Here is a 15,398-nt window from a genome sequence, read left to right as displayed (position 1 = left end):
CTAGCGCGCGGCAGTTTATTGCAGCTTGGCCAGCCAGAGCGAGGCGTTGAGGTGCAGGCGGGGGTGGCTCACGTTTTCCCCCCAGCCGTCGTACACCGTGTTGCCGGGCGAGCCGGTGCCGTCGTCGGCGGGCGAGGAGTCGCCGATAATCACCACGCGGCCATTGCCGAAGGTGCTGCTGGCGGCCATGGCCAGGCTGTTGCCTTGGCTGGCCGTGCGGCGCCACACCAGGCCCTGCACCGTGCCGTTGGCGGCGGGACTAAGCGTCATGGTGGCGCCGTTGTAGAACGCGAGCTGCGACACCGCGCCCTGCGAGCCGTTCGTGATAGGGTTGGGGCCGGGGCGCACATTGCTGCTGTTTTCCACGATGTTGTCGGAGTTTATTGCGAAGCCAAACGGGTTGGTCTGCACCGAGTTGTTCGCCATCAAGTCGTTCCAGATTTCGGGCGAGTCGAAGCCGTCGTTGTTGCGGTCCGACACAATGTGGTCCGTAATCATAAACAGGCCGCCGCCGTTCTGCACAAACCGCAGGATGGCCGTTTTCTCAGCCGACGTAAAAATGGTATTCGGCTCATCCACCACAAACACGCTGTAGTTGGCCAAATCCTGCGGGTTGGCCGCGTTGCCGTAGCTAATGGCCGCGCCGCTGGGCAACTGCTCCACGGTGTGGCCCAGCTTGACCAAAGCCACGCCCCAGGCCGAGACGGCGCCGGTCCAGAAGGTTTCGGGCGTGCTGCTCGTGATGCCGCTTTGGGCGGGCGTGGGGTAGCGCGAGGCCACGCCGCTGTTCACGTCCAGCACCCAGTCGGCGTTGCCGGCCAGCTCGCCGTGCGAGCCGTCGAACAGAAATTTCTTGCCGCCGCCGGTGGGGGGCGGCGGGGGCGGGGTGCCGCCGCCGTAGCTCTCCACCGTGATGTTGTCGAAGTTGATGCGGTTGCTGCCGCCGTCGGTTTTGCGCACTTGCAAGCGCACGGAGCCGGCCAGGTTCACGGCGAAGGAGGCCGTGCTGAGCGCGGAGCTGTTGGTGGTCACGGCGCTGCCCACCCGGGCGTAGGAGGCGCCGTCGTTGGCCGAGGCCCACAGCTCCCAGGTGCCGCTGCCGTCGGAGCCGTAGCGGGCGTGGGCCACGGTCACGGCGCCGGCCCCGGCGGTGAGGCTAAAGTTCATGCTCAGCGAGCCGTCGTAGCGCACGCGGGCCGACTGCGCGCCCGTTTTGGCGTCGGCCGTGGTGTTGCCAATCAGCGCCTCGTTCAGCGTCCAGGAGCCCGACCCGAGCGTGACGCTGCCCGTGGCGTAGGAGGTTTTGGTGCCGGTCGCAAACCCTTCGGGGAAGCCGGGAGCCGAAACGTTTTGCGTAACGGCAGCGGCCTTGGGAGTGGCCGGCGTCGGCTCCGACCTGGAGCAGCTGGCAAACAGGACGGCCCCCAGCAGCGTGGCTACCAGGGGGCGGGCGGAAAAGGTCAGGCGCATACGTTTTGGAAGGGTTTGGAAGGGGTGAAATAGCGCGACAAACCTAGGTAGATTAGCCAGTTGCGCGGCACGGGGGCGGGTTATGAGATTGTGTCCATTCCCACCGATGCGGGCAACCCGTGCCGCCGTGGACCACAGCGCCCCGCCTTTGGAGCGAGAAAGTGGCGTCGGGAGTCAACCCCGGCCGGCCGGGCACCGTTACGCCCGGTGGTGGCCGCCTGACCACCGGCCGGCGCGTGTCGCCCGCGTTTTATTCCGCTACAAACTCCTAACCCCATGGCCGAAACCTCCAAACTAGCCGACACGCTCAACGAGCTGGCCTTGTTCATCAACGACCGGATTGAGGGCTACAAAACGGCCGCCCGCGAAACCAAGGACGCCCCCAACCAAGCCTACTACCAGCAGTTGGTGCAGCAGAGCGAGCAGTTTGTGCAGGAGCTCAACGGCTTTGCCCGGGCCGCCGGGGGCGGTGCCGAAAGCAGCACCACGCTCAAAGGCAAGTTCTACCGCGGCTTCATGGACGCCAAGGCCCTGGTGACCGGTCGCGACGAGAAAAGCATTCTGGACTCCAACATCTACGGCGAAGAATGGGCCATCAAAGCCTACGTCGAAGCCCTGGCCAATGCCGACCTGGCCGGGCCCGCCCGCCAGGCCGTGGAACGCCAGCACCAGGCCTCCCAGGAAACCCTGCGAAAGTTGCAGCAGTTGAAAGGCATCGAGAAATAAGGTGCCGAATGCCGGCCGGTGATGCGCGGCGGTGCTCCAGGTGCCCGCGCCGTTGAAGCGTTGTTTTGAAATCTCAACGGGCTCTTACCGGCGCTGTGACGCGGGCTGCCGCGCGCCTTGCGACGCAGTTGGAACATCGGGCTTTTGCTTTTCTTGCCAAAAGCGTCGGACCTTGCGGCCGCAATGGGCCCCGACTCCGGCTCACGCGCTTCACCTTTTACTTCTCTCCTTTGGCGCAGGCCGCGGCGTGCGTCCCCTGATTTCTTATGGCTTTTACGTTCAACCCCTACGCCCCGGCGGCTAAATTCAAAGCCGCGGCGGCGTATTTCTCGATGGAATTTGCCGTCGACCAGGCCCTTAAAACCTACTCCGGCGGCCTGGGCTTTTTGGCCGGCTCGCACATGCGCTCGGCCTACGAGCTCAAGCAAAACCTGGTGGGCATCAGCATTCTGTGGAGCTTTGGCTACTACGACCAGGGCCGCAACGAGGACCAGAGCATGCGGGCCGACTTCCGCCAGAAGCACTACTCGTTCCTGGAGGACACCGGCCTGGTGTTTCCCATCACCATCCACGGGGCCGACGTGCACGTGAAGGCCCTGTACCTGGCCCCCGAAGTATTCGGCACGGTGCCGATGTTTTTCCTCACCACCGACATCGCCGAGAACGACCACCTCTCGCGCACCATCTCCCACCACCTCTACGACCCGGACGCCGCGGCCCGCGTGGCCCAGAGCATCCTGCTGGGCGTGGGCGGGGGCAAATTGCTCGACCTGCTCGGCCGCCGAACCGACGTGTACCACCTCAATGAAGGCCACGGCCTGCCGCTGGCGTTCTACCTCTACGAAAAGCACGGCCGCGACCTGGCCGAGGTGCAGAAGCGCCTCGTGTTCACGACGCACACGCCCGAGCTGGCCGGCAACGAGGAGCGCCCCATGAAGCTGCTCACCGACATGAGTTTCTTCGGCGCGGTGCCGGAGGAGGAAATCCGTCGCGTGGCCCGCATTGGCAGCGGCGACGCGCTCAACTACACCCTCACCGCCCTGCGCTTTGCCCGCAAGGCCAACGCCGTGAGCAAGGTGCACGGCACCGTGAGCCAGGAAATGTGGGGCCACTACGAGGGCATTTGCCCCATCATCCCCATCACCAACAGCCAGAACGGCACTTACTGGCGCGACCCGCAACTGGCCGCCGCCCTCAAAAGCAAGGACGACGCGGCCCTGCTGGCCCGCAAGCGCGAGCTTAAAAAAGACCTGTTCAAGATAGTGGCCGACCAGACCGGCAATATCTTCGACCCCGCGGTGCTGACCATCGTGTGGGCCCGGCGCTTCGCCGGCTACAAGCGCGCCGACCTGATTCTGCGCCACTTCGAGCGGTTTGCGCGGCTGGTTACCGATGCCCGGCGGCCCATCCAAATCATCTGGGCCGGCAAGCCGTACCCGAAAGATTACGGCGCGGTGGCTTTGTTCAACGACATCATCAAGCGCACGACTTCCTTAAAGAACTGCGCCGTGCTCACCGGCTACGAGCTGGGCTTGTCGGCGGCCATCAAGAAGGGCTCCGATGTGTGGCTGAACACGCCCCGCTTCCCGCGCGAGGCCAGCGGCACCAGCGGCATGACCGCCGCCATGAACGCCTGCGTGAACCTGAGCATCGCCGACGGCTGGATTCCCGAGTTCTGCCGCGACGGCGAAAACGGCTTCCTCATCCCCATCGCCGACGTCGTTCTGCCCGACAACGTGAAGGACGACTCCGAGGCTACGGCTTTGCTCGACGTGCTCGAAAACACCGTGGTGCCCCTGTACTACGACCAGCCCCAGCAGTTTCTAAAAGTGGCGAAAACCGCCATGAAGGACGTGGAGCCCGCTTTCGAGTCGGGCCGCATGGCCCGGGAATACTACGAGCTGCTGTACAAGTAAGCGTAAGGAATGAGGGTTCTGGATGATGAGGTAGTCGTTTGTCATCCCGAGCCGGCGAAGAACCTTATCAGGTTCGAACGATTGTCGTATACCCGGCGCGTTTGAACCTGACAAGGTCCTTTTGCCTTGCCGGGTCCGGTTCGCCTTCGCTCACCTCATCACTTCATCGCCTATAAAAATGTGTGGCCGCTACACCTTCATTGCCCCGGCTCCCAAGGTCGAGCAGCGCTTCGACGCCGCCTTCACCGAGCCGGCCCCGACGACCTACAACGCCGCGCCTTCGCAGCGGCTGCCCGTCGTCACCAACGCCGCGCCCGGCCAGATTCAGCTGCTGAGCTGGGGCCTGGTGCCGAGCTGGAGCCGCGACCCGGCCGCCGGGCCCAAGCCCATCAACGCCCGCGCCGAGACGCTGGCCGAGAAGCCCTCGTTTCGGCAGTTGCTGGGGCGGCGGCGCTGCCTGGTGCTGGCCGATAGTTTCTTTGAGTGGCAGGCCACGCCCGCGGGCAAGGTGCCCCACCGCATCCTGCTGCGCGATGAGCAGCCTTTCGCTTTCGCTGGCCTGTGGGACGAATGGCTCGACCGCGGCACCGGCGAACTGCACCCCACCTTCAGCATCATCACCACCGAGCCCAACGCGCTGATGGCCAGCATTCACAACCGCATGCCGGTCATCCTGCCCAGCCGCGCCGCCGAGCAAGCCTGGCTCGACGACGGCCGGGGCCTGGCCGCGCACCAGCAGCTGCTGGCGCCCTACGACGCCGCGGCCATGCAGGAATACGTCATCAGCAAGCGCGTGAACTCGCCGGCCAACAACGACGCCGAGGTGCTGGCTGCCGCTTGAACGCTGCGCTTAATGAGGAATGAGGAATGAGGAATGAAGAATGGGCAAAGGGAGCGTCATGCTCTTCTGGCGGCCGCGCAGCCGAAGCATCTCGCGTGCAGCAGTGATTCAATCGTTCAACGACGCGAGCGAGATGTCCCGGCAAGCTCGACATAACATTCTTCATTCTTCATTCCTCATTAAGCGCAGCGTTTACCTTTGCCCGCATGAACTGGCGTAACCCCTGGCTTTTGCTGTTGCTCATTTTCGTGCTGGCCTCGGCCGTTCAGCTCGACTTGCCGTGGTGGAGCTTGGCCGCGATGGCGGGGGCCGTCGGGTTTGTCTTGGCACCCTCAGGGCGGGTTGCCTTTGGGGCGGGCTTTGGCGGGGCCGGGCTGAGCTGGCTGCTGCCCGCCGCCTGGCACTCCTACCAGAACCAGGGCCTGCTCGCGCACCGGGTGGCGGAGCTGCTGCCACTGGGCGGTTCGGCGGCGGCACTGGTCGTCGTCACGGGCGTGGTGGCGGGCTTGGTGGGGGGGCTGGCCGCGCTGGCGGGCACCTGGCTGCGTGAGGCGCTGCGCCCCGCGCCGGCGCGCAGTTAGTACCGAGAAATAGTTGAGAGCCGCCGGGCAAGCAACCCCCGAGTTGAGCTCCCGGGGGGCAATACATACGGCGGTTTCCAGGCGTATTCTTGAAAGCAGTTAAACGTTCAGGACTTACGCAGTTACGTGTCGCCGCGCTGCGGCTGGTGCAGCTCATCAACTGCGTAAGCCTTAAAGTTGAAATTCTATTTGTCTGAATTTTAACTCTCAATTTTTCACTCTTTGCGTAAAGTACAGAACCGCTCCAAGGTCTACTTGAAAGTGTACCAGGCCAGCACTTCCAGGCCCGCGGCATTGTCTTCGGCTTCCACTACTTCGTCGAGGACGTGCTGGATTTCGGCTTCCGACCAGCCCTCGTCTTCGGCGGCGGGCACCCAAAGGTCGAGGGCGGCGTAGCGGTTGGTGCCGGGTGGCAAGGTCCAGCGTACTTTCTTGCGGATGTTCATGGCAACGAATACGGGTTGGGATAAAGCCGGCCGGCCGGCCGGCGGGGCAAACTTAGCGGGAGTTGCCGGCCGGTTTGATGACGGTGAGCTGCACGGGCACCACGCCGGCTTCGATGATGTCGAGCTGCACGGCGGCGCGGCGCGACACGTCCACGATGTAGCCCTTGGTGTGGGGGCCCCGGTCGGTGACCGTCACTTCCACCGAGCGGCCGTTGCGGGTGTTCGTCACCCGGATGAGAGTGCCGAAGGGCAACGTGTTGTGGGCCGCCGTCATTTCGCCGGGCCGGTAGATGGAACCGCTGGCGGTGGCCCGGCCCGCAAATTTATTGGCGTAGTACGAACCCAGGCCTTTCTGCGAGTAGGCCCCGCGCGGGGCCGCCCGCGGGCTCTTGCCCACCTCGCGGGTGCTGCTGCACGAGGCCAGCAGGACGAGTGCCAGCAGCGGCAGGAGCCGGGCCGCCCGCCAAAAAGCACCCACTGCCCCCGTGTTTCCCGGCGCTATTCTCTGAATTTGGGTAGATGCCATGGTCATTTGCCGAATCGCGAGGCCAACTGTTGCGAACCAGCTCGCGTGAAAGATAAAATTCAGACCCGGCCCGTCAACGCCGCGCCGAAGCTGGGGCCGGAGCCGCCCGCGCGGCCGTGGCTGGCACGCGCAACGCCTGCAGGGCCTGGAAGTTGCCTTGGAACACGTTGAAGTCCACCACCCCGCGGATGCCCGGCACGTAGGCTTCGTCGGAGTGCTGCCAGATTATCCACTTGCTGGTGGCCAAGGCGGGGCGCTCCACCTCGTAGTGGGCCAGCCACAGCGGGTAGTTGTCGAAATGCCCGGCCAAGTAGCGCTTGTAAAAGCTGTGGTTGGAATAGAGGATGGGGCGCACGCCGTAGTGGGCCTCGATGAGGCGCAGCCAGCGGGTCACTTCGCGCCGCAGCACGGCCACGTCGTGGAAATTGGCGGCTTCCACGTCGAGCACGGGCGGCAGGTCGCCGGGGGCCAGGGGCACGGTGCGGACAAACAGGTCGGCCTGGAGCTGGCCGCCGCGGTTGGGCTGGAAGTAGTGGTAGGCCCCGCACAGCACGCCCGCGGCGCGGGCCTCGCGCCAGTTGCGGGCGAAGCGCGGGTCGCGCAGCGTGCCGCCTTCGCTGGCTTTGATGAAGGCAAACCGCACCCGGTTGCGGGCCACCGTGGGCCAGTCGATGCGGCCCTGGTACGACGACACGTCGATGCCGTGCACCGAGTAGCCGGTCAGCAGCGGGGTTTTTTCGCGGCCCGTGAGGCCGCCTTTGGTCAGCGCGGCCCAGGCCCGGCGGGCGTAGCGGTTCAGCTGCACCTGGTGGCGGAAGTAGTACGCGCCGCCCAGCAGCAAGCCCAGCAGAAGCCCCGCCAACAGCACGCGGCGCCACGGCCCGGGCGGCGCGCGGTGCGGGGGGACTTTAGCGGTATGACGGGCGGCAGGCAAGGACGGAATGGAATGGAAGGACCCAAAAATAACGCCCGGCCGGCGGCCGTGGTGTGCCGGGCCCCGGCTTTTCGCGAACTTTGCGCTTCCCGCCGTCCCGTTCCCCTATGTCCTTCCTCCGCGCCGCCGATGCCCGCGACGAATCCGGCCACCTCATCCGCGAGCTGCACGGCGTCACGCTCGCCGGCATCCTTGAGTACCTGGTGGCCGCCTACGGCTGGCCCGAGCTCGACGCCCGTCTGCACATGAACTGCTTCGCCGAAAACCCGAGCGTGAAGTCCAGCCTCACGTTTTTGCGCCGCATGCCCTGGGCCCGCGCCAAGGTGGAAGAACTCTACATCAAGGCCCGCACCGCCGAGGTGCAGGGCCGCCCCCGCCCGTAACCTCCGATGGCCGACGTAACCGAAAAATCTTCCAAAGCCGCGCTGCTGGCGGGCCTGGTGCTGTTCGTGGCTTTCGAAACGCTGGCTTTCTACGGCCTGCGCTACCTCACCTCGGGCCTGGGCGAATCGGACCAGTACCAGGCCGAAAACACCATTGTCAGCAACTGGGTAAAGACCATGGTGTTCTTCGTGGCGCACCTGGTACTGGTCATCGCGGCCATGCTGGTGCTCAGCAACCGGATGCCGCGCCGCTACCGCGGGCAGGTAATGGGCTGGTTCTACCTCTCGCTGCTAATGAGCTTCGTGCTGATAATCCCGCTATTCAGGTAGCGCGGGCCTCCTGAAAGAAAAGCTATAATAACTTTTGGCTAAAGCATTTCCGGTGCCCCCTCTCTGCGGGAGAGGGGGTCAGGGGGTGAGGTTGGCGCGACGGAATGCTACGTGCTCCGTAACCGTCTTACACTACCGAAACACCTCAAAAAACAAAACCACCGCTGTGGGCGGTGGCTCAAGGGTGAACGCCAAAAGACGGGGGCAGCAGCCGGTCGGTCCCGGCGTTATCAGTGGACTGCGGTGCCGGTCGGTCCCGGCGTTATAAGACTAATAAACAGATAGTATGGACGAATAAACCACGGTAGGCACTGGCCGGATTAGTTGTGGCGGATGTCGATTTCGCGCTGCTGGTCGCTGGGGTTTAAGAAGGGGATGCGCACGCGCAACTCGTTGCCCTCGTGCACGGCATCGATGCGGGCCAGGTCCAGGTTGGCGGGCAGGTCGAGGGCCTGAATGAAGAGGGGGGCAGCCAACTGGTCGGCGGGCTCGTGGCGGTACTCGCCGAACACGGTGAGGCGCTGCTGGTTGAGCACCACGCGGAAGCTGTCGGCCGGCACGGTGGGCATGGCCACGCGCACCGTCACGCCCTTGGGGCGCTGGTCGATGCGGAGCTGGGGCTGGGCCACGCCGCCCCCGATGGTGTTGAGCAAGTCAAGCTGCGGGGCGATAGAACGGATGAACTTCGAGCTGATAAATTTCATGGCAGGGGGCCGGTTTTAGGAGCGGCTTCGCACCCACCATGACAAATGATGTACCAATCTGAATGAGGGCGTACTGCGCCTGAATATCAGTCGTATTGGCGGGCTTTTGGCCATAACTTTTTGAGCCCCGGCCACACTGGCGGAATCAGTGTTCCGAAAGCCGAAAAACGGACGGTATGACACCTCCACCGCGCGAATTTTGCGGTTCTAATTCAATTTTGGGTATGGACTACGGAGCCCATGCCCCATCCTAAAACCGGCTGGTCAGGCCGAAGTGAATTTTGGAGGTTTTCAGTCCGAACCCTTGCTGGGCGTAGCTCGATTGCCCCACCGAATACACGAACTGGAACAGCCCCGCCGCGGTGCGGAAACTCAGGCCCGCGCCCACGCCGGTGGGCTGGTCGGCGTAGCGGTCGGTGGCAAGGTCGTGCCGGAAATACGCCTGGTCGGCAAACAAAAACGCGTAGGAGTCGGCCCCGATGAACTGGCGGAACTCGGCCGTGGCCACGGCGTAGGAGCTGGAGTAAAACTCGTTTTCGTTGAAGCCGCGCAGGGAGTTCAGGCCCCCGAGGCGGAACAAGTCGTTGGTAAATAAGCGGGGGTTAACAAGACCTTCGCCGCGCAGGCGCAGCAGCAGCACGCCCGCTTTTTTCACTGGAAAATAACGCTCGGCCCGCAGGCCCAAGGAATACTGGGTGGAGCGCAGCAGCACCCCGTCGTAGAGTTCGGGCTTGAGCACGCCGTTGCGGGTGATGGTTTTGGTGCCCACGGCGCCTTGGGCGGTTATCAGGTAGCCGCGGTGCGGAAAAAATAGGTCGTCGAGGCTGTTCCAGGCGTAGCCCAGGCCGTAGGAATTGTACTGCGAGTCGATGTTCTCGGGCAGCGCAGTGCTCAGGCTGTCGGGATTGAGCAGGAAAGAGCCGCGCTGCTCCGTGAAGAAGCTGATGCGGCCGGCCCGCGCCGTGGGGTAGGTGACCTGCACGCGGGGCCGCAGGGTGAGGAAGGCGTTGGTTTGCTGGTAGAGGTTGAAGGTGCCGGCCACTTCCAGCGGCGTGCCGAAAAAGTTGGGGTGCACGTACTGGGCGTCGAGCAGCTGCGAAAGGGCGTCGGTCTTGCGGAATTGCAGGCCAATCTGCTTGCCGCCGCCCTTGATGTTGCGCAGGTTGATGGTGACGTCGCCGGTAATCTGAACGCCGGTTTTGCGCTGGTCGGCATTGGGCAGGATGCCCACAATGGCGTCGAACTGGTTCGAGGGCCGGTCGTCGAGCAGCAGGTACACCCGCGCCCGGCCCTTGGCAAACCGGATTTCGGGCTCGGCCCGCAGCTTCACGTAGGGCAGTTGGCGCAGCAGTTGGGCCGCGGCGGCTACGCGCTGCTGGCTGAAGGGCTGGTTGGGAAATATCTGGAGGTACTTGGTCAGGAAGCGCTTCTTGGTCTTGGTGTTGCCCACAATTTGCAGCGAGTCGAACACCACGGCCGGGCCCCGCTTGAGCACCACGCGGCCGGCAATGTCGCGGTCGCTGAGCCGAATCGAGTCGAGGCCCACCGTGGCAAAAGGGAAGCCCTGGTTTTCGGCTTCGGTGAGGACGCGCTCCTGCAGGCGGACCCAGTCGGCGGGCACGAACGGGGTTTGGCGGAAGAATTTCTCGCGGTAGCCGGCGCGGGTGAGCAGGCCGTCGCCGAGGTTGCCGTTGCGCAGGTAGGCCCAGCGAAACTGCGTGCCCACGTACAGGCGCACCCGCACCGTGTCGCGGCCCCAGCGCAGGGTGTCGGCCGAGGCCGTGAGGTAGGCGTCGCCCTGCAAGGCCAGCACCAGCTCCCGGATTTCGCGCAACGCGCTCAGGGAGTCGGGCACCGCCGCCCGCACCTTGTAGCGGCGCAGCAGCGGCCGGTCGGCGGCTTCGGCATCCAGGCGCAGCACCCGCGGCCGGCCGAGGCGGCGCGGAGCCGCCGGAGCGGGTGGCGGCGGGGCCGGCGGCAGGGGCGGGGTGGCCAGGCCGGGCTGGTTGGGCGCGTTGGGGTCGAGCGTGGGCGTCTGGGCGTGCGCCGGCCAGCCGGTCAGCCAGCCCAGCAGCAGCATTCCCAAACAGCGCAGCAGAAACCGGGTATTCATTCGGAATGGACCAACGCAAAAGCCGGTATTTAATTTCCCGAAGGTAAACCCCCGGGCAGCCCGTTGGCCCTGCCCAACGAGTGTAGCCACACGATGTTCTCATGCTTCCCAGTTGGAGGCAAGGAGTGCTTGAGTACTCGCGAGCTTGAACCACCGTTCGTTGAACAGTTAAGCTACCTGCTCGGAAAAATGGTAGGTTTGCGGGCACCACCCGATGGCCGTTAAATGCGGTGCTTCTCCGTGAAAACCGTCCATTTCTGACCCTTCACCCAACGGCCTCGCTACTGCTTTAATGCTTGCTCGCCTTTTCCTTTGGGGAAGCCTCTGGTTGTGGGGAAGCGGTCTGGGCCATCTCCTGGCGGTCCCCCTTCCTTTGTCGGACACGGCGACTATCAGCTTGTTAACCTGCGGCCCCGGCTCGGAAACCTACGCATTATTTGGCCATTCCGCCCTGCGTATCGCGGACCCGTTGCGCAACCTGGACCGGGTATACAACTACGGCACGTTCGATTTTGACACGCCGCACTTCTACTGGCGCTTTCTGCGCGGCGATTTGCGCTATTTCTTGTCGGCCACCTCATTTCAGGCATTTCAGCGGGCTTACCAACAAGAAAACCGCGCGCTGTCCGAACAAGTACTGGCGCTGCATCCGGGCGAAGTCCAACGGCTTTACGACCGCTTGGAAGCGACGCGGCACTCGCCAGCCCGTTTCTACCAATACCAGTTTTTTGCGGATAACTGCACCACTCGCCTCTTCGAGTTGGTTCGCACCAGTGCCGCTGTGCCGTTGCGCCTGGATTCCGCTCACGTACCATCTTCCCGCACCTTCCGGCAGCTCCTGGCCCCTTACCTAGCCCCGGCCCCCTGGCTGAACCTGGGCATAAATCTCGGCCTGGGCTGGCCCGCCGACCAACCCACCACGTTCCGCCAACGGCTGTTCTTACCCACCGAACTACAACAAGCTTTTGCCCGCGCCGACCGGCAGCAACGTCCCTTCGTGGTTCGCACCCGGCAGTTGTTGGTCGTCAGGCCGCACTTGCTTGAGCAGGAGCAGCCCTGGTGGACCCCGACGCTCTTCTTTTCAGGGCTGGGAATACTCATGCTGATGGCCCAGTGCTTACCCGCCCGCTACGCCTTGATTGGCCGAGGCATACGCCGCGCCCTGTTCGTCGGAGTAGGGCTAACGGGTTGTGTCCTGCTCGGCCTCACGTTGTTTTCGCTGCACACACCGGTGCAGTTGAACTACCAGTTGCTGTGGCTGCTGCCAACTCACGTGGGGCTTGCGTTTGCTCATCCGAACCTCCGATGGCGGCGTTATGCCACCGTTTCCCTGGCTCTGCTGGCGCTGGGCGGCTTGTTCGGGTGGGGGGTGTATTACGCGCAGCTCCTCCCAGCAGTAGGGCTGCTACTGGCGCTGCTCCTGCTCCAGTTGCTGCTCTTCAAGCGCCAGGCTCCCACTTCCTAGCAGCTCATTGGTGCCGGGCAGGAATTCTCACGGCCGCGCTGGTCAGGTGCGTAATCATCGCCTGGGAAACCGAGCGGGGAGATGAGTTGGCTGCGCTATCCTGAAACACTTTGCCAACCATGAAACTTAGTGCTGATGCCTCAGCAACCGAGGCCCGCCCGGTTACCGAATAGCCGGAGTCCACTCGCTCACCTTCGGGCCGCGGCTACCTTTGCGGCTCCGGGTTCCGGTAGTGCCAATGGGAATGTTGTTTCGTGGCATACCGTTGAAAAGCCTGCACCCACTCTCGCATCCCAATGGCTGGCCTGTACCTCCACATTCCTTTCTGCAAGCAAGCCTGTCACTACTGCGACTTCCACTTCAGTACTGCCCTGGCCCTGAAAAGCCGCTTGGTCGAAGCCATCGTGCGGGAGCTGGAGCTGCGCCGCAGCTACCTGGACCCGGGAGCCACGCTGGAAACCATCTACTTCGGCGGCGGCACCCCGTCGCTGCTCACGGCGGCGGAGCTGGACCAGATTTTCGCCGCCATCCACCGCCACTTTGCCGTGGCGCCGGGGGCCGAAATCACCCTCGAAGCCAACCCCGACGATTTGAGCGCCGCCAAGCTGCAGGAGTTGCGGCAAGTCGGCGTCAACCGCCTGAGCATCGGCCTGCAAAGCTTCTACGAGCCGCACCTGCGCCTGATGAACCGCGCCCACACCGCCGAGGAATCGACCACGGCCGTGCGCCGCGCCCAGGACGCGGGCTTCGAGAATGTTTCTATTGACCTGATATACGGGGTGCCCGCGCCGGGCCACCACGTCTGGGAAGCGGACCTGGCCAACGCGTTTGCGCTGGGCGTGCCGCACGTGTCGGCCTATGCCCTCACCATTGAGCCGGGCACGGCTTTCGGCCATCGCCTGCGGAAAGGCACGTTCCGGGCCGCGCCGGATGAGTTCGTGGCCACCCAGTTTGAGCTGCTGCTGGCGGCCATGCGCGCGCACGGCTACGAGCAGTACGAAATCAGCAACTTTTGTCGTGCTGGTCGGGAGAGCCGCCACAACGCCAACTACTGGCGCGGCGTGCCCTACCTGGGCCTGGGCCCCAGCGCCCACAGCTACGACGGCCACAACCGCCAGTTTACCCTCGCCAACAACCCGCAGTACGTGGCCGCCGTGCTGGAGCGCGGCGCAGTGCCCGTGACCGTGGACGAGCTCACCGCCACCGACCGGGCCAACGAGTACCTGCTCACCACCCTGCGCACCGCCCGCGGCTGCGACCTGGCCCACCTGCGCGCCCACCACGGCCTCGACCTGCTGGCCGCCCGCGCCGATTACCTGGCCGCGCTGCAAGCCAGCGGCTGGGCCCGCATCCAGCACGAAGTCCTTACCTTGACCGACGCGGGCAAATTGCTGGCCGACCACATCACGCTGGAGCTGTTCCAAACCCCTGCCGTAGCCCCCTATGAATCTACTGAGTGACAGCATTGCCGACGACGCCGACTTCTTCGTGGAGCAAATTCACCTCGTGGCCATCGTCTTCGACAACACCGACGACGTGACCGTGTGGGCCACCACCAACTTCGACAACGACACGCACTTCTTCCACCTCGCGCTGCCTTTCAAGTCTCTCGACACCCTGCTGAGCCTGGCGCACGACCGCGCCGCGGCCTTGCGGGAAGAAGTAGCCGACGCCCTGGCTGCCGCCGAGTGGCCCGCCCTGCTCGAATACAACTCCGACGACGCTCCGCCCGTGCCCCTGCCCAGCGTCGCGCTGAAACTGTCGGTAACCTACCCCGCCGCCGAGGACGGCGAAGCGGAAGACGAAGCAGGCGTCGATGACCCGCAGCCCCACAATATCTTTTACCTCGAGGGGGTCTTTGTGCGGCTCGATTCGTAATCAATAAGAATCATCAATAATCAGTACGTAGAATGGTTCTGCTCAACTGCGCGGACGCCAGATGAGCCCAACGTTTCTGCTGCTCACTGCTCACAGTTAATTGTTAATTGCTTCCCACCTTCCCCCACGCCGGCCGCGCCTACGCTTACGACCCCGCCGCGCCCATTGATATCTCGCTGCCCCTGGCCCCCGGTCACGACCAGGTGAACTGCTTCTGGGCCGAGCCGGTGCAGGTTGACACTATTCGGGTGGGCAGCTTTGTGGGCAGCGTGGCGCTGGGCGGCAGCACCAACTACCAGCGCGTCCACGTCACGCCCCACGGCAACGGCACCCATACGGAGTGTTATGGCCACATCTCGCCCGACCCGGCCGCCACGCTCAACCAGTGCCTGCGCCGCTTCCTGTTCGTGGCCCGGCTGGTGAGCGTGGCCCCGCGCCCCCAGCCCAACGGCGACTGGGTGGTGCTGCTGGCCGACGTGCAAGCCGCCCTGGCCGCGCAAGCCGACCGGTCCATCCCCGAGGCACTGGTCCTGCGCACCCTGCCCAACGACGACGCCAAGCGCACCCGCCGGTACTCCGGCACCAATCCCGCCTACGTCGAGCCCGCGCTGGCGCATTTTCTGGTTGATAACAACGTCCAGCACTTCCTGCTCGACCTGCCCAGCGTGGACCGCGAAGAGGACGCCGGCCAGCTCCTGGCCCACCGCGCCTTCTGGTGCTACCCCGCGCAGCCCCGCTGCGGCGCCACCATCACGGAGCTGGTTTTTGTGCCCGATGCAGTGAGTGACGGGTTGTACCTGCTCAACATTCAAATCACCAGCCTGGAGCTGGATGCCAGTCCCAGCAAGCCCGTGCTCTACCGCTTGAACCCGGTACCCGCTGCCTAGCTTCCGCGCCAGTGCAACCGTAACCGCCGCTGCGGGCTCTACCAGATGAATTTTACCCTTCATCTACTTGCCCGCCATGCGCCTTCTTCGCTTTCTCTTACTCATACCCGGCTTGCTGCTAGCGGCTGGAGCCACGGCCAGCTTCGGCCAAACAATTCCTGCCTCGCCTGTTCCGCCGGCCTCACCCGATGCGCCGAC

16 protein-coding genes are annotated in these 15,398 nt (G+C 64.4%); 10 read left to right on the top strand and 6 right to left on the bottom strand.

The genetic code is table 11. From position 1 onward, the window contains the following. Nucleotides 1-15 precede the first annotated feature (15 nt). Nucleotides 16-1,470: a hydrolase gene (locus RMO51_RS11520; RefSeq protein ID WP_310394769.1), complete on the bottom strand. Its 1,455-nt coding sequence runs from the start codon at nucleotides 1,468-1,470 to the stop codon at nucleotides 16-18. Between the two features lie 276 nt (nucleotides 1,471-1,746). Here RMO51_RS11520 and RMO51_RS11515 point away from each other — a divergent pair, with 276 nt between their 5' ends. The 4 genes from RMO51_RS11515 to RMO51_RS11500 all read left to right on the top strand — a co-directional run bounded on the left by RMO51_RS11515 (nucleotide 1,747) and on the right by RMO51_RS11500 (nucleotide 5,534). After that, on the top strand, nucleotides 1,747-2,196 hold the full coding sequence (locus RMO51_RS11515; protein ID WP_310394767.1) for a PA2169 family four-helix-bundle protein: 450 nt from the start codon (nucleotides 1,747-1,749) through the stop codon (nucleotides 2,194-2,196). Nucleotides 2,197-2,462: 266 nt separating this feature from the next. Continuing rightward, a complete protein-coding gene (glgP, locus tag RMO51_RS11510; protein WP_310394765.1) occupies nucleotides 2,463-4,112 on the top strand; it encodes an alpha-glucan family phosphorylase in 1,650 nt (549 codons plus the stop codon). Between the two features lie 178 nt (nucleotides 4,113-4,290). Continuing rightward, nucleotides 4,291-4,953 carry an SOS response-associated peptidase gene (locus tag RMO51_RS11505; RefSeq protein ID WP_310394763.1) on the top strand — a complete coding sequence of 221 codons (663 nt, stop codon included), beginning with the start codon at nucleotides 4,291-4,293 and terminating at the stop codon, nucleotides 4,951-4,953. Nucleotides 4,954-5,159: 206 nt separating this feature from the next. Then, nucleotides 5,160-5,534: a hypothetical protein gene (locus RMO51_RS11500; protein WP_310394762.1), complete on the top strand. Its 375-nt coding sequence runs from the start codon at nucleotides 5,160-5,162 to the stop codon at nucleotides 5,532-5,534. A 251-nt stretch (nucleotides 5,535-5,785) separates the two neighbouring features. Here RMO51_RS11500 and RMO51_RS11495 read toward each other — a convergent pair whose 3' ends face one another. The 3 genes from RMO51_RS11495 to RMO51_RS11485 all read right to left on the bottom strand — a co-directional run bounded on the left by RMO51_RS11495 (nucleotide 5,786) and on the right by RMO51_RS11485 (nucleotide 7,440). After that, nucleotides 5,786-5,980 (bottom strand): hypothetical protein, encoded by a 195-nt coding sequence (locus tag RMO51_RS11495; protein WP_310394761.1) that lies wholly within the window; start codon nucleotides 5,978-5,980, stop codon nucleotides 5,786-5,788. Nucleotides 5,981-6,032: 52 nt separating this feature from the next. After that, complete coding sequence (locus RMO51_RS11490; protein WP_310394759.1) at nucleotides 6,033-6,506, bottom strand: septal ring lytic transglycosylase RlpA family protein; 474 nt, start codon at nucleotides 6,504-6,506, stop codon at nucleotides 6,033-6,035. A gap of 73 nt (nucleotides 6,507-6,579) precedes the next feature. Beyond that, complete coding sequence (locus tag RMO51_RS11485; RefSeq protein ID WP_310394758.1) at nucleotides 6,580-7,440, bottom strand: glycoside hydrolase family 25 protein; 861 nt, start codon at nucleotides 7,438-7,440, stop codon at nucleotides 6,580-6,582. Between the two features lie 107 nt (nucleotides 7,441-7,547). Between RMO51_RS11485 and RMO51_RS11480 the strand changes: the two genes are divergently transcribed. Beyond that, nucleotides 7,548-7,823 (top strand): VF530 family protein, encoded by a 276-nt coding sequence (locus RMO51_RS11480; protein WP_310394756.1) that lies wholly within the window; start codon nucleotides 7,548-7,550, stop codon nucleotides 7,821-7,823. Between the two features lie 6 nt (nucleotides 7,824-7,829). Next, nucleotides 7,830-8,153, top strand: coding sequence for a hypothetical protein (locus tag RMO51_RS11475; RefSeq protein ID WP_310394754.1), 324 nt, complete (start codon nucleotides 7,830-7,832; stop codon nucleotides 8,151-8,153). Nucleotides 8,154-8,473: 320 nt separating this feature from the next. Here RMO51_RS11475 and RMO51_RS11470 read toward each other — a convergent pair whose 3' ends face one another. Further along, entirely contained in the window at nucleotides 8,474-8,857 is a 384-nt protein-coding gene (locus RMO51_RS11470; RefSeq protein WP_310394753.1) for an Hsp20/alpha crystallin family protein, read from the bottom strand. 250 nt (nucleotides 8,858-9,107) lie between these two features. After that, nucleotides 9,108-10,970, bottom strand: a complete 1,863-nt coding sequence (locus RMO51_RS11465; protein WP_310394751.1) for a BamA/TamA family outer membrane protein — start codon at nucleotides 10,968-10,970, stop codon at nucleotides 9,108-9,110. 292 nt (nucleotides 10,971-11,262) lie between these two features. Here RMO51_RS11465 and RMO51_RS11460 point away from each other — a divergent pair, with 292 nt between their 5' ends. From RMO51_RS11460 to RMO51_RS11445, 4 genes are all read left to right on the top strand, one after another. Next, nucleotides 11,263-12,435, top strand: coding sequence for a DUF4105 domain-containing protein (locus RMO51_RS11460; protein ID WP_310394749.1), 1,173 nt, complete (start codon nucleotides 11,263-11,265; stop codon nucleotides 12,433-12,435). A gap of 296 nt (nucleotides 12,436-12,731) precedes the next feature. Beyond that, on the top strand, nucleotides 12,732-13,895 hold the full coding sequence (gene hemW / locus RMO51_RS11455; protein ID WP_310394747.1) for a radical SAM family heme chaperone HemW: 1,164 nt from the start codon (nucleotides 12,732-12,734) through the stop codon (nucleotides 13,893-13,895). After that, a complete protein-coding gene (locus RMO51_RS11450; protein WP_310394745.1) occupies nucleotides 13,879-14,313 on the top strand; it encodes a hypothetical protein in 435 nt (144 codons plus the stop codon). The genes hemW and RMO51_RS11450 overlap by 17 nt, the downstream gene beginning before the upstream one ends. 107 nt (nucleotides 14,314-14,420) lie before the next feature. Beyond that, nucleotides 14,421-15,200, top strand: a complete 780-nt coding sequence (locus RMO51_RS11445) for a cyclase family protein (RefSeq protein ID WP_310394743.1) — start codon at nucleotides 14,421-14,423, stop codon at nucleotides 15,198-15,200. Nucleotides 15,201-15,398: the final 198 nt, after the last annotated feature.

The sequence above is a fragment of the Hymenobacter sp. genome (assembly GCF_031398885.1).
Classification (GTDB): domain Bacteria; phylum Bacteroidota; class Bacteroidia; order Cytophagales; family Hymenobacteraceae; genus Hymenobacter.
Note: the sequence above shows the minus strand (reverse complement) of the source record. Positions and strands in the feature narration are given on the sequence as shown.